Here is a 14,251-nt window from a genome sequence, read left to right as displayed (position 1 = left end):
TAAAGTAATCGTGTAGGATAGTAATACTCAGATTATGATTGGCCGCCGACAGGAAATCAATTTGCAGCTCACTCAGTTGCTGGACAGCGCATTGCTGATCTTTTGCCTCTGGCTGGCCTACTTTCTTCGATCCTCGGTCCTCGCCCACGTTTGGCCGGATCTGGTGGAAATCCCGCCAATGGAAAAGCTGTATTGGATCATGGCCGTGGTGGGTCCGTTCACGCCGCTGGTGCTGGAAGCACGGGGCTTTTACACGCATCTCTATCATAAGTCACTGGGCCAAAGCCTGCGCCAGTTGGGCGAGGGTTTGGTGATCATCGGCATGGTCATCGGGTCTTTGGTGGTTTTCCTGAAGTGGGAAGTGCCCAGCCGTTCCGTGGTCATCCTGGCGGTGGCCCTGGCAGGTCTGGCGCTGCTGATCCGCGAAACGGTGCAAAAAAGCAAGCTACGCCACCGAATCGCCTCCGGCAAAGGCCGCGAGCGGGTGCTGCTGGCCGGGATGAAATCGGACATGGAGACCTTTTTGGCCAGGCTGCCTGCGGAGCAACGGGCCAGCCTGGAGATCAGCGACCTCATTGACATTACAGTGCAGCCTCTGGGGGATCTGGTGGCGGCGATGCACCGGCACTCCGTGGCACGGGTGATCTTTGCCGCGCAGCATGTGCATTTCAGCAAGATCGAAGAGGCGGTGCAGGCCTGCGAAACGGAAGGTGTGGAGGCCTGGATCGCTGCAGACTTTTTCCAAACGGCCATCGCCCGGCCCACGGTGGATGTGCTGGGCGGCCGTCTGATGCTCGTTTTCCACAGCACCCCCCAAATTTCCTGGGCGCTTTGTTTCAAAGAAATCGTGGACCGTGTGGGCGCAGCGGTGCTGCTGCTGCTGTCCCTGCCCATGTGGCTGGTGGCCATCATCGGCATCCGGCTATCCTCCCAGGGGCCGATCTTTTTCCGGCAGGAACGTTCCGGCCACTATGGCAAGGCCTTCCGCATGTGGAAGTTCCGCACCATGCATGCGGATGCCGAAGCACGCCGAGCGGAACTGGAGGCTGCCAATGAAATGAGCGGCCCAGTGTTCAAGATTACGGCGGATCCGCGCATCTTCCCCTTTGGCCGCTGGCTGCGGCGCATGAGCATTGATGAGCTGCCCCAGTTGCTAAACGTGCTGCGGGGTGAAATGAGCCTGGTGGGCCCGCGCCCGCTGCCCGTCTATGAGATCGAGAAGATCGAGAAGCATGCACAGCGGCGGCGCCTGAGCGTGAAGCCGGGCCTCACCTGCCTGTGGCAAGTGACAGGCCGCAATGGCATCCGCAACTTTGAAGAGTGGGTGGAACTGGACCTCCAGTACATTGACAACTGGTCCCTGTGGCTGGACCTGAAAATCCTGCTGCGCACGCTGCCCGCTGTCCTTCGCGGCGTGGGGGCTTCTTAACCCAGGAGATTGCGGTAAACGGCTTCGGTGCGGTCAATCTGGGTCTCGAAGGTGAGTTCCCCAAGCGCATGTTCGCGGGCCTTGACGGCCATCTGACGGGTCACCTCGGGCTCGGCAAAGACAGCCCGCAAAGCCTGGGTGAGTGCGGGCACATCCCCCGGCGGCACCACCCGGCCCCACACGCCATCGGCCACCACCTCGGTCAGCCCGCCTGCGGAGGATGATACCACTGGCGTGCCCACCAGCATGGCCTGGGGCAGCACCTGGGATGTGGCTTCATTTTTCAGCGAAGGCAGCACGCACACATTCATGATGCGCATGACATTGGCCACATCGGTCCGATGCCCGGTGAGCACGGCCCTGCCCTCCAGCCCGGCCTCTTTGATGCGCCGCACCAGGGTCGGCCGCTGAGGCCCTTCTCCCACGATGAGCAGGCGTGCCTGGGGCATCTCCTTGGCCAGGGCGGTGAAAGCTTCGAGCAGGATCTCATGCCCCTTCCAGCTTCGCAGAACGGCGACGATGCCGATGATCTGGTCTGACTCCGAAAAGCCGAAGGAGGCGCGCAGGCCCTCTACGGGGACGTCCGGATGGAAGATGGTCGTATCCGCACCCGCTGGCACGGAATACTGCCGCTCCGGGTGACAGCCGCCATCATGGACGAGGTGATCCCGGATGTGCCGACCGCTGGAGATCACGGCCTCGGGCAGCAGGTCATAGACGATCTTGGAATTCAGCCCCCGGCGCACGGGCGAGGAGAGATGGCGGCTGCGCACCATGGGCACGCCGCCCAGCTTGGCCCCCATGCCGCCCACCCAGCCATCCACCGAACTGTGCGTGTGGACGAGGGCGATTTGCTCGCGCCGGATGAGGCGGGCCAGCCCAAAGACGGTCGGCAGATGTAAGGCCGACTTAAACGGCAAATGGGTGACCTGAAAACCAGCCTCCAGCGCCCTTTTGGAAATGGTGGAGGTCTCCCGGCAGGCCAACTGCATGTGCCAGCCACGGGCGCGAAAGGCCTCCATCTCACGCAAGATGCGGATCTCCTGTCCTCCCCAGCCGAGGGACCATTCGGTGTGCAGGATGCGGCGGTTGAGGGCGGGCTGGGCGGACATTCCCTTTCGATGGCTCTGCCAGGGGAGTCGTCAAGCAATAGTCGCAGCCCGCCGACTCACTGTTTTTTGGAAAACGCCGCCTGGATGAAGTCACCCCGGGTGGGGGCCTTGGGCAGCTCATTGGAGAGGATGCCTAGCTTAGCCGTCAGGGCCAACCACAGGTCGCGGGTGTAGGCATCCATCGGTTTGGACAGCTCTGCCGCATGGCCGGGATTGGCCTCAAAGTATTGGCCATGCAGGTTTTTGCCACGCTGGCCGGGCTTTTCCGGCATGGGGTTCAGGCCATGCAGTCCCCCTGCCGTGCCCCACCATTGCACAGCCTCAAACAGGGGGTGGCCGGGCAGCACATCTGCCACATAGATGGTGGCCGACTTGTCCTGATGCAGACGGGACTGGAGGGTGGACATGGATACTTCATGGACGGGCTTGCTAGTCTGAATGGCGAGGGCGGCGGCATGGCCCGAAGCCTGGCCCAGAGACATCCAAATGGGCTCCAGCCGAAGGGCACAAAAACCGACATGGGAGGAGGACACGGCCACGGGGACCAGCAGATTGGTACACTCCTTGGCCACCAGGGCCCCATACGGCACCTGGTAAGGGGGCACCGGATTGTACATCTCGCCGCCATGCTTGCCGCCGATTTGCGGGCCTTCATGCGAGGTGCCGTGGCAGTTGTTACCATAGTCCCCCATGGTGATGGAATCGGTAAACAGCTTTGCACGGGCATCGCCTGGAGCGTGCTCGCTGTCCTGCTGGACATAGACATGCTGGCCGATCATGCGGCGAGCCTCGCGGACATAGAGCTGGGGCGGCAGGTGGCCGGTCTCGGTGAACTCATCCTTGCACCAGCCCCACTCGCGCGCGGGCTGCTGGATGGCCTCCGGCACGGCCTTGTCATTGATGAGGAAATACAGCAGGCCCACGTTGTAGCGCAGGTGCTCATCAAAGATGGCCTGGCGGACGGCCTCATCACCTTCCGGCCAGCCAAGGTTGTGCCCAGGCATGGACAGGCGGACGAGGCCACGGGAGACATCATTCAGATCATATTTTCTGTTAGGCAGCGCCGGGGTCTGCGCCTTGACGATGCAGCGGGATGGATAGCCAAAGACGCGATCAATCTTGCCGGGCTTCAGGAAGTCCAGCACCGCGACAAAATCCTCCCGGCGGTAGCCTTTGGGCGCGGCGATGGGCACGCGGTTGTTCGCATCATCCGTGGCGCAAAAGCGGAAGTTGTAGGCCTGCAGCTCGCTGTCCCCTTTCTCCGGGGCCAGGGACTCGCCATACACGTCACGGCCTTCGCGGCCGACGTGGTATTTTACGCCTGCATTGGCCATCAGATCCCCCTCATAGCTGCCATCAATGAAAACTTTGGCCTTCACCTTCAACGTTTCATCGCCCGACTTGAACGAGGCCTGGGTGATGGCGGCATCTTCAATATCCAGCGAGACCAGCACCGCCTTTTCACGGAGCGTGATGCGCGGCTGCTCCTTGAGAAGCTGCTGCAGGACGAGGAGATTGACCTTCGGTTCCCCAAAGGTGCCTTCAAAGCTGGCCTTCACCTGATCCGAATCGGCCCCGTAAGTTTTGACGTAATGGGCTTTCACCCGTTGGCTGAACTCCAGAAAGCTGCCGGTGAGGGATTCGAAGGAATGAAAGTCCGTGTGGGAAAGACCGCTGGTGAGCAGGCCGCCGATGCGAGCCGTGGGCTCGACCAAAACTACGTCGCTACCGGAGCGAGCGGCAGCCAAAGCGGCGGCGACACCTCCTGGAGTGGCACCGTAGATGCAGACATCCGTTTGCAGATCAGCCGCCTGGAGGCTGGCCACGAAGAAAAGGGTGAGGGGAAGGATTCGCATGGCTGGGGGGCCATGTTATACCCTACTTGGCCCGCCAATCTAGCACGCCTTTGTCCTTAAGTTCGTAAATCACCGGACGGGCCAGGGCTGGCTGATCCGGGCCTTCGGGTAGGTGCCGCCCTTCGGCATCGAACCAGGCGGTGCGCCCGCCCTGATGTCGGATCCAGCCAATGAGACGACCGTCATCCCCGTAGCGGTTCACATCCCGCCAAGCCTTTGGCGTGGTGAGTCGGGGATCCACCCAAGCTGGGGCGGTGGAGCGTTCCAGCACTTCGGGGAAAAGCACCTGGCTGAGCAGGGTGAGGTTCAGCCCGCTGAGGTAGTAGCGGTCCGCCGGGGTAAGCCGATCAGGCGGGGCTGAGGTGGTCACCATCCCGCCAGCCTCCTCCAAGAGTACATTGAGCTGCTTCAGCCGCTGCACGTCCGCTGCGATGTCCGCCACGGCGGTGGCCTTGGGGGATTGAGAAGCCAGGGTGAGCAGATCTTTTTGGAACGAGGGAAAGAGCTCGGTGAAGGCGGCGACCCCATGCAGGGAGCGCTCGATGGCGGTGCGCACCGTCAGCCCACGGTCACCTGGCAGCGGCAGGTCCAGGGACTTGGCCAGATCGTCTAACCACAAGTTTTTTAACTTTTCAGCACTGTCTTTCTTCGCCGGATCGGCCTCCAGCTTTTGGCAGGCCTGCCATCGGTCATTCAAGGGCTGCCAGATTTTCTGGATGGCCAGGCGTTCAGGATCGGTGAGAAGTTTGCCCATCAGGCGGCTGCGCAGGCCATCCCCGGCCAGCGAGACGGCCTGCATGGCCTTCAGCCAGCGGGGATCGCGGGGTGCTGTGGGCAGGCCGAGATCCGGATTGTGAGCCTGATAACAAATTTCAGCGGGACGGCCCTTCTCATCATAAAAATGCATTTCGTTAGGCAGCAGGTAGAAGGTGATGAAGGCCGGGGCGCTGGTGCTGATGCCATTGGAGGCAAACACGCCAATGTCCACCCGGTGGCTGCGAATGCCGGTGGCGGTCTGCCCGGGCGGATGCCAGCGGATGCGCAGGCGCGCCTCCGGTTCCTGGGCGGAGCCTTCAACACTGACGAAGCGAGGATCTCCCTGGAGCAGATGCCAGTGAAGCTTCACTGGGCGGCCCATGAGATCCGCACTCTTGCGGGCGCTGATGACCATGGCATGCTCCCCAGAACGGCCGCGCAGAATGCGGGCGATGGAGACGGGTGTGTCCGCCAGACGGAAGGGGTGCGGCTTGCCCGCTTCAAAGAAGTCTTTGCCCTCGGTGATCTCGGTCTCCTTCAGCACCTCGATCTGCACCAGGGGCGGAATCATGGGAGGACGCATGTCATGGGCTAGGCGCACCATTTTCTCCTCATCCAGATTCGCGACATCAAACACCACCGGATGGGCGGCCCCAGTGAAGTAGTCTTCCTCCTTTTTTACCTGCCTGCCCGCCTGCCTGAAAATGGACTGGAGCGTGGGCATCAACACGCGCTTTTCAATCAGCCGCTGCTGGGTCTCCGCAGGAAAGGCCGCCAGAGTGGCCAAGGCCGCCCTGAGAAAGGGCTGGTCGCTGCCTGAGGAGCCTTGGGAAATGATGGCGCAGGTGTTGTTGGCGGGAAAGAGGTCGCCATAACCGCCCACCCCATTGGCCCCGATGTCATGGTCCTGATGCTCCGGGTAGATCATCAGGTTATTGGCCAGATACTGCATCATCAGGAACTTCTGGCCGGAAGGGTCCATCTGATACATGCGCGGCAGGCTGCCGCCTTTATCCGCGGGGGCAGACATGGAGCAATTGCCAACCGTCGGCTTCAGCCGCAAGGCCACCGCTGGGCCGACAGGCGGGCCGCTTTTAGCATCGGGCTGAAAAATTTGCAGTTGCGGATACAGCCCGGCCTCAAGGGGGGAATGCTGGCCATCGCGGTTTTCATACGTGATGTCGGCCAGCCCGGCGGCACTGCCAGCCTGGTGCCATTCATTCAGCAGCCTGCCCACGGCATCGCTGCGCGAGGTGATCTGCGCCCTGGCCTGGAGGGCATGGAGCATGGCCAAGCTGAAAAGCGCTAATCGGAGGCCGCGTGGAAACATGCTCACGGACGCCAGCATCCAGCGAGCCGGGAGCCTGTCAATTGAATGCCTCCGAGAGAAAAGTACTACACCAGGTCAGCCCGGGTATAGGCGGCCACGACAGGGTAACCCTTGCTCTCGATGTTCTGGCGGCCGCCTTCCTGGCGGTCCACCAGGATGAGGGCGAAGGCCACTTTGCCGCCTTCTTCCTCGATGGCCTGGATGGCCTTCAGCGTGGAGTCGCCGGTGGTGATGACATCATCCACCACCACGACGGGCTGGGCAGGATCGAAGTTGCCCTCGATGCGCTTGCCACGGCCATGCCCCTTGGGCTCTTTGCGCACATTGAAGGCCTGGATCAGCTTCGTTTCACCGGCGAGGCTGGAGGTCATGGCCACAGCCAGGGTGATGGGGTCTGCCCCCATGGTCAGTCCGCCCAAGGAGCCGATGCTGAGGCCCTTGGCAGCCTCCTCTTTGCGCAGCAGGTCATGGAGCACGCGGCCCACCAGGACGGCCCCACGGGCATCCAGCGTGGTCACGCGACAGTCCACATAAAGATCGCTCTCCTTGCCCGAGGCGAGGGTGAATTTGCCCGTCTTCACGGACTTGGTGCGGAGGATTTGGGCGAGTTCGGCGCGGTCGGATTCAAGGGGCATGCAGTGCGTTTAGCGGGGCCGTTTCGAGAAGCAAGGCCAGGATTGCATGGCAGGCACGCAAAGTGCTGGACAGAACCGCCTGCCGCTGAGATGAATTTAAGTTAAAATCGCAGGTTTTTATTATGAAAAAACACCCTCATTGGCCCTGGAGCTCTCTCGTCTGTCTGGGGCTTTGCCTGACATTCCTGCTCCTGGTCCCAGGTGTCGACGCCCAGCAGCAGACCTACAGGAGGCTGAATTTTTCGACCAAACGGCATGTGCTAGCAGAATCTGTCCGCCTGCCTGGGAACTTTTACTCCGGCGAGGGAGAGGTGGTCATCGCTCCCTCCAATTCCGCCACTTGCACGCTCGAAATCGATTCCGCCGCCGTGGTGGAAAAAATCCGCTTTATCATCCGCAAAGGTGCCCAACTGAGAGTGCGCGGGGCTCTGCTGCGCGAGTGCCAGATCTCTCTGGACCCTGGGGCGGAAGTCGTACTGGACTCTTGCGCCATGGATCGCTGTGAATTCAATGCCGACGGCACGCAGAGTGCGGAGCCCGCCAAGCTGCGGATCATCAACAGCATTGTCTCCTCAGGTGCCTGGTTGGTGCCGATGAACAGCCTGGGGCTGGAGATGATGGACAGTGTGGTCATCGGCCAGCAAAGCAGCATTGGCGGCCTGCGTCTGGAGACAGGCTCCCTGGACAAGCTGGATGACGTGGCGCGCCGGCCGAACATCCGTTACACGCGTTTTCAAAACTGCTTCGTCCACGCTTCCATTTTGCTGACGTCCTCCCAGGTCACCTTTGAGCGCTGCCGGGGCTCTTTTTCTGGTGAGCGGCCGCCCATCGGCAACGGCGGGACCAAACCGATGGTGATGATGCCCATCCGCTGGGTGGACAGCATTCCGGCTGCCCTACCTACCCAAATCGGCGATGGCGTGGGTGTTTTGATGGTGGAACAGCCCATCTCCGGCGGCTGCTCCCTAACGGCGAAGGTGGAAAATGGGGCTTTGAGCATGGACGGCCTGACCCAGACAGAACCAAAGCTCATCTCGCTATTCCTGCCGCAGTCGGTGGCGGAGGGCACCTCCCCTGGATACTCGATGGGCACTGCCTCCACGAGCTCGCTGCCTAGCAGCAAAGAACTGAAACTGAAGCAGACGCACGTCAACGGCCTGCTGGTGATGCCCCTGGCCTCTGGCAAAGAAGCCGGCCAGGTGACACGCATGAACATGACGGCTCTTCCGGGCAACTCTTACATACGTTTCAACCAGCCTGTGGGCACCGACATGATGACCGCCCTCAATGAGGTGAACAAATTTGTCCTGCTGCGCCATGAGGGCATGCCCCGAGGCCTGGATCTGGAGATCGCCTTCGAAGAAAAATACTCCGGCAAGGACGGCCCCTCCGCCGCAGTCGCCTGCGCCCTGCTGGTGGAATCTATGTACACGGGTCAGACCTGGGACCCCGCCTTTGCCGTCACGGGCGACATGAATGCGGATGGCTCGGTGCAGCCCATCGGCGGAGTTTCCGCCAAGCTACGGGGTGCTACCAAGGGGGCCTGCAAGATCATCGCCATCCCCGCCAAGAACGAACGCGCCGTCTCTGACATCCTGGTGATGGACGGCCCCGCCGCCCTGGCGGGCATCCACGTTTTCTCTTTGGAGAACTTTGACCAGGCCGTCAACCTCGCCTCGCTTCAGCGGCAGGCCACGCTACAACAGGCGCTGGATGAATTCGATGTCATCCGCACCGTGCTGCTGCGCGATCCACGCCAGATGATCGCCATCCTGCGCAGCGCCCAGGCGGTCGCCCGGCTGCAGGCCATTCTCGAAAAAGCCCCCAACAGCCTCTCCGCCAAGCACCTGCTGCTCTATGCCCAGGGCCGCATGCCCAGCATGCTTTCCATCGGCGGATCCCTCGAGGCTGCAGACTCGAATGCCCTTGCTCTGCTGGCCTCCATTCGCAACGATTTCAAAGGCGCTGTGCGCAACCTAAAGCAGGATGAACTGGGCGGTGCCCTGAATCGACTGAGCAACCTGCGCCCCCGCATGGACCCCCGCGTCTGGCCCTATGTGGACGCCCTGGTGGACTATGGCCAGATCGTCCGTACCGAGGTGCTGAACCCGGCACGTACAGCGGCTAAGTTCAATGAAATGGCCGGGCGCGCCAACCAGGCGGGTTCGCTGGTCAATGCCGCTAAAGAAGGCCTTTTGGCGGATCCAGAAGTGCGGGAAGATCTGGGTCTGTAAAGATCGTTTCGGCGGGATTGACACGCGAGGCCCCTGCCTAACGAAGGTTTGCAAATCGCCATCTTCCTTGGCTTGACGCCTGCTCTGGATCGCCGCTAGTCTCTTTCCAACTCCCACTGGAGATCCTATGTCAACCCTACGCACCCTCACCTTGGCAGGTCTCCTCATGGGCCTCGTCGTCCCTTTCCTCAACGCCCAGGAAACCAAGCCCGCCGCCGCTGAGCCGACGGCTGAAGAGCAGGCCGCCAGGGAAAAGGAGTTCCTCAACGAGATCGAGGCCCTGGGCTGGACCCGTGAAGGCAAGGCCAAGGTGGGCAGCATGGCGGAGGTGGCCATTCCCAAAGGCTGGCGCTTCACCGATGGCAACGGCACCCGCTCCCTGCTGAAGATGTATGGCAACCTGCCGGGCGATTCCGAACTGGGCATGCTGACCACCGAAGGCCATGGCCCCTGGGTCATCTTTGAGTTTGAAGATTCCGGTTACGTCAAAGACGATGAGAAGAACGAGCTGGATGCTGATGCCATGCTGAAATCCCTCAAGGAAGGTCAAGAGATCGGCAACGAGCGCCGCCGTGAGATGGGCCTGGAGGAACTTCAGTTGCTGGGCTGGGCCGTGCCCCCTCGCTTCAACGACAAGACGAAAAATCTGGAGTGGGCCCTGCGGATCGGCTCCAAAAACGGGCAGTCAATCAACTACAGCACCCGGCTCCTGGGCCGCCATGGGGTGATGGAGGTGGACCTCGTCTGCGGACCTGAAGAAATGGACACCCTGGTGCCGCAGTATCAGAGCATCATCGCCGGCTTCCAGTATGTCACCGGCAACAGCTATGCCGAGTATCGTGAAGGTGACAAGGTGGCCAAATACGGCCTCACTGCCCTGGTGGCCGGTGGCGCTGCCGTGGCTGCTGGCAAGATGGGTCTCTTTGCCAAACTGGGCGGCCTCTTCGCGAAGATGGGCAAAGCCGTGATCGTCGTCATCGCTGGTATCGGCATTGCCCTCAAAAGCCTCATCGGCAAGCTCTTCGGCAAGAAGGAACAGATCTGACCGTCCATGACCGACGGCCAGTCCCTGCTGCTGCTCTTCGTGGCCCTTTACCTGCTGGAGTGCCTGCGCTGGCTGCCGCCTCGCAGCCTGCTTTTGCTGGGCCATGGATCTAGCTGGCAGGCCCGCCGCCCGTTTCAGCCGGTGGAGCTGGCGGGCGGGTCCCCGGCCCTGCTCGCCTTTCTGCCGCCTTTGCAGGCCCATGTCACCACCCTGCCCTGGCTGCTCGTTCCCGCTGCTGACGGACTGGAGGTGCGGGCAGACCGGCTGAGGCCGCTGCTGCTGCCCTGGGAGCGCCTTTCCCTACGGACCGAGGGCCGCACCCTGCACCTGGCCCCAGGGCATCGTGTCCGCTGTCTCAGCGAGGAGCACGCCCGGCAGGCCCAACAACAAGTGCAACAATGGGCTCCCCTGGCCCAGGAAGCTCGTGAAGCAGACTTCCTCCGCCATGCAGAAGCCACACTGAAGAGCGACCCGCTGATCGGGCATGCCGAGGCCCTCACCGGCCAGACGCGCCTGCTGCGCGGGCTGGCCAGCCTCATTTTCCTCTGGACCTTCGGCGTGCTCGTCGCTCTCTATCGTTGGTTAGGCGATGATGTGGAAATACTCTGGGCAGCAGGCGTTCTCTTCGTGCTGCAATTCACCCAGGCCGTTGTCTTTTTCCGCCGGGCCAGAGGTCTTCCCTACCGCTTCTGGAAGACCCTCGCCATTGCCCTGCTGCCCCAGCATGCCATGCGTGCAGCCGACCACTTTTGCCAGGTGGCCATGCCCTTTCCCAGCCACCCTCTGGCAGCCCGCAGCCTGCTAGGCGATGAAGCCTGGAAAAAGCTAGCGGCGCAGGTGTGGAAGCAGACCCGCTACCAGCCTGCCGCCACAGCCGATCTGCAGAGCCGGGCACTGGAGTCATTCCTTGGGCAGCAGGGCCTCGCGGTGGCGGACCTGGAGCCCGCGCCTGCCCAGCAACCCGGCTCCGCGCTCTACTGTCCCGGCTGCCAAGCTCAGTTTCAGGCCGGAGTGAGCCGCTGCCAGGACTGCGGCGGCATCGAACTGCGCGCTTTTTGACGCGCCCTCCCGCCTTGCGCAAAGCCGCGCAGCCGCTAGCCTCAAGGCGTGCCCCGCCTTGATCAACTGCTCTCCTCCCTCGGCTACGGTTCGCGCCGGGAAGTCGCGGATTTCGTGAAATCCGGGCGTGTGCGTCTTGGCGGGGAAGTCGTCAAAAAAGCGGACACGAAAGTTCAGGCGGAAGACGTCACTCTGGACGATGAGGCTATGGAGGCGCCCCACGGCTTACTCGCCTTGTTACATAAACCGTTAGGCCATGTGTGTACTCACAGCGACGGCGAAGGCCCTACGATTTACGAACTGCTGCCCCCGCGCTGGATGGCCCGCAAGCCCTCGGTGACCAGCATTGGCCGCCTGGACAAGGACACCAGTGGCCTGATCCTGATCACGGACCTGGGGCCCCTGGTCCACCGCTACACCTCCCCCAAGGCGGAGGTGGAAAAAATCTACGAAGTCACCGTGGACCGGGAACTGGACCCTGCCCTCGTTGCCACCTTTGCCAGCGGCGGCGTCATGCTACGCGGTGAGGACAAACCCTGCCTGCCGGCGCAGCTCGAGATCACCAGCCCTCTCACTGCCAGGCTTACGCTGATGGAGGGCAGGTACCATCAAGTGCGCCGCATGTTTGCCAGCCAGGGCTGGCATGTGGAGAAGCTGCATCGCAGCCGCTTCGGTGACTACACCCTGGGCGATCTTGCCCCGGGCGAATGGCGGATGCTGGATATGCCTGAAGAGGTATAAAATCCCAGTCACGGACGGGGCGCAGCGCGTCCCTACCCAGACTGAAATAAAAAGGGCGGCATCGCTGCCGCCCTTTCGTGGGATGATGGTGATGATCGTCGAAGATCAATGCTCCTCGGCATCCGGCTTCGGCTCTGGCAGGAACTGGGTGAGGATGGCCCCGATGAGGGCATAACCACCGGCCACACAGGCACCGACGATGGCGATGCGGGCGGGATCAGGCTTGTCAGAGGCGGCCAGGGTCAGGGTGATCCAGGCAGCGGCCGTGCCCAGTACGCGACCTCCAATGTTAGCGGCAAAGCTTTCCCCTGTGCCACGAAGATGCATCGGGAAGACCAGCGGGATGTAGTTCCCCCAGAAGCTGAACTGGGCCACTGTGAGGAAACCAGCGACAAAGATGCCGATCTTGATCATGCCCAGGCTCTCCGGATTGTTGAGCTGGCCGGACATCCACCAGAAGAGCAGCGGGACCAGGATGAGCGAGGGAATCTGGAATACACGAAACAGGCTGCGGCGGCTGACAATGACGACCGCCAGGAAAGCCAGGGCAATGCGGCCGATCATGCCGCCGATTTCCTGCCAGAAGGTGATCTGGGCCACGGCTGCATCGCTAGCGTTGCCGCCGATCTGGCGTTTTTTACCGGCTGGGATTTCAGGTTTGCCCTCGGCCTTGGCTTCCTGCACCGCTTTGCCGACAGCACCTTTGGCGGTGGCGATCATGGCGGCATGACCGGCTTCATTCGGCGTATTCAGCGCCTGGGCACCGAGGATCTGCGGAAGCTGCTGGATAGCACCGAAGGCAATGCCATAGCTGGCAGCGAAAACCAGGGTGGTAAGCACCGTGGTGCGGATGAGCTCTGGAGCGAACAGCTCGCGGATGCTTGGGCGCTTGAGCACACCGGCTTCTTTCTTGCGGGCCCATTCGGGGGACTCTGGCAGGAACGGACGGATCAAGATGAGCGGGAGGGCTGGAATGACACCGGAAATCAGCGTGTAACGCCAGGCCTCATGACCGCCATGAATGGCGGGCAGATCCAGCGCAAACTTGGCCGCCAACACGTTGGCACCCGCCACAAGCAGACCACCGATGGAGGAGAATGCCTGAGTGTAACCCAGCACCTTTTCACGCTGCACGTTGTCTTTGAACAGCTCGGCCAGCCAGGCCACAGCCGCCACGAACTCCACACACACGCCGATGAAGACGAGGCAGCGGAAGAAGAGAAGCTGGTACAAGTTCTGCGAGAAGCCAGCCGCGCAAGCAGCAAAGGCATAGAGAAGGATGCTGTAAGTCAGCACCCGGCGACGGCCCAGGCGATCCGTCAAATAACCGCCAATGAGGCCAAAGACGCCCCCCGCCAGAGCGGGGATGAAGAACAGCATGCGCGCCCACTGCGTGAACTCCGGCGTCCCCGGCAGCAAAAGCGGCACCCCATCCGGCCCGACGCCGCCCAGGGAAGCCAGCGCTGGCTTCACAATCAGTGGCAGCATCAGCAATTCATAAATGTCGAAGGCGAAACCGATCGCCGCGATGAAGCAGATCAGCCATTGGGTGGAGGTGAGTTTGGGAGCGGGCATGGAGAGGGGAGGGAGGAAGTTGGCGGTGGTTGAGCGATGGCTGAACAGTTGTTGAGCAGTGGTTTAAGAAGTTTGGGAGCGCCTTAGCTGGGATTCGCGGAGGTTGTTGATACGGACGCTAAGGTCAAAAGCTGCATCGAGAACTGCATCTGATTTCTCAGGTGGAATGAAACCCAGGTCGGTAGCGATGATCATGTCCGATGCTGTTTCCATCAATGAGCCATAGGCTTGATTGGAGAAATGGGCCTGATCTTTAAGGCTGGCGCGAACTGAGCCTTCGGCCAAGTTGTTCGCCACGGGAACGGCGGCACGATTGATCTGGTTTGTGATCCCATAAAACTCAGTTTTTGGAAACGAACTCGTCTGTTCATAAACCGCACCAACCAATCGGCGCGCATCCTGCCAGACTTCCAGTTTTTCGAAAGGGAACTGCTTTCTCATAGTCTTCTGACTCTTAAACCATTGCTCAACAATTGTTC

At 61.5% G+C, this 14,251-nt stretch carries 11 protein-coding genes; 5 read left to right on the top strand and 6 right to left on the bottom strand.

The annotated features are described in order from the left end of the window. Window positions 1-34: 34 nt before the first annotated feature. A complete protein-coding gene (locus ABEB25_RS21155) occupies window positions 35-1,429 on the top strand; it encodes a sugar transferase (RefSeq protein WP_345738436.1) in 1,395 nt (464 codons plus the stop codon). On the opposite strand, the gene ABEB25_RS21150 is transcribed toward ABEB25_RS21155, so the two are convergent. The 4 genes from ABEB25_RS21150 to pyrE form a co-directional block, all read right to left on the bottom strand. Then, window positions 1,426-2,541: a glycosyltransferase gene (locus ABEB25_RS21150; protein ID WP_345738435.1), complete on the bottom strand. Its 1,116-nt coding sequence runs from the start codon at window positions 2,539-2,541 to the stop codon at window positions 1,426-1,428. The two genes, ABEB25_RS21155 and ABEB25_RS21150, sit on opposite strands and share 4 nt — an antisense overlap. Before the next feature lie 56 nt (window positions 2,542-2,597). Continuing rightward, window positions 2,598-4,397: an FAD-dependent oxidoreductase gene (locus tag ABEB25_RS21145; protein WP_345738434.1), complete on the bottom strand. Its 1,800-nt coding sequence runs from the start codon at window positions 4,395-4,397 to the stop codon at window positions 2,598-2,600. A gap of 22 nt (window positions 4,398-4,419) precedes the next feature. Beyond that, window positions 4,420-6,441 carry a hypothetical protein gene (locus ABEB25_RS21140; RefSeq protein ID WP_345738433.1) on the bottom strand — a complete coding sequence of 674 codons (2,022 nt, stop codon included), beginning with the start codon at window positions 6,439-6,441 and terminating at the stop codon, window positions 4,420-4,422. Window positions 6,442-6,548: 107 nt separating this feature from the next. Continuing rightward, window positions 6,549-7,118, bottom strand: coding sequence for an orotate phosphoribosyltransferase (pyrE, locus tag ABEB25_RS21135; RefSeq protein WP_345738432.1), 570 nt, complete (start codon window positions 7,116-7,118; stop codon window positions 6,549-6,551). A 122-nt stretch (window positions 7,119-7,240) separates the two neighbouring features. Between pyrE and ABEB25_RS21130 the strand changes: the two genes are divergently transcribed. From ABEB25_RS21130 to ABEB25_RS21115, 4 genes are all read left to right on the top strand, one after another. Continuing rightward, a complete protein-coding gene (locus ABEB25_RS21130; protein WP_345738431.1) occupies window positions 7,241-9,352 on the top strand; it encodes a S16 family serine protease in 2,112 nt (703 codons plus the stop codon). Window positions 9,353-9,479: 127 nt separating this feature from the next. Continuing rightward, window positions 9,480-10,397 carry a DUF2167 domain-containing protein gene (locus ABEB25_RS21125; RefSeq protein WP_345738430.1) on the top strand — a complete coding sequence of 306 codons (918 nt, stop codon included), beginning with the start codon at window positions 9,480-9,482 and terminating at the stop codon, window positions 10,395-10,397. Window positions 10,398-10,403: 6 nt separating this feature from the next. Then, the gene (locus ABEB25_RS21120; protein WP_345738429.1) at window positions 10,404-11,456 is read left to right on the top strand and encodes a uracil-DNA glycosylase family protein; all 1,053 of its coding nucleotides are present in this window, start codon (window positions 10,404-10,406) and stop codon (window positions 11,454-11,456) included. A 48-nt stretch (window positions 11,457-11,504) separates the two neighbouring features. Further along, window positions 11,505-12,197 (top strand): pseudouridine synthase, encoded by a 693-nt coding sequence (locus tag ABEB25_RS21115; protein ID WP_345738428.1) that lies wholly within the window; start codon window positions 11,505-11,507, stop codon window positions 12,195-12,197. A gap of 105 nt (window positions 12,198-12,302) precedes the next feature. Here ABEB25_RS21115 and ABEB25_RS21110 read toward each other — a convergent pair whose 3' ends face one another. Together ABEB25_RS21110 and ABEB25_RS21105 are read right to left on the bottom strand one after the other, a co-directional pair. Further along, a complete protein-coding gene (locus ABEB25_RS21110; protein WP_345738427.1) occupies window positions 12,303-13,772 on the bottom strand; it encodes an MFS transporter in 1,470 nt (489 codons plus the stop codon). Between the two features lie 63 nt (window positions 13,773-13,835). Continuing rightward, window positions 13,836-14,213, bottom strand: coding sequence for a four helix bundle protein (locus ABEB25_RS21105; RefSeq protein WP_345738426.1), 378 nt, complete (start codon window positions 14,211-14,213; stop codon window positions 13,836-13,838). Window positions 14,214-14,251 lie beyond the last annotated feature (38 nt).

The organism is Prosthecobacter algae, from assembly GCF_039542385.1.
GTDB classification, from domain to species: Bacteria; Verrucomicrobiota; Verrucomicrobiia; order Verrucomicrobiales; family Verrucomicrobiaceae; genus Prosthecobacter; species Prosthecobacter algae.
This window is presented reverse-complemented; position numbering and strand designations above follow the sequence as displayed.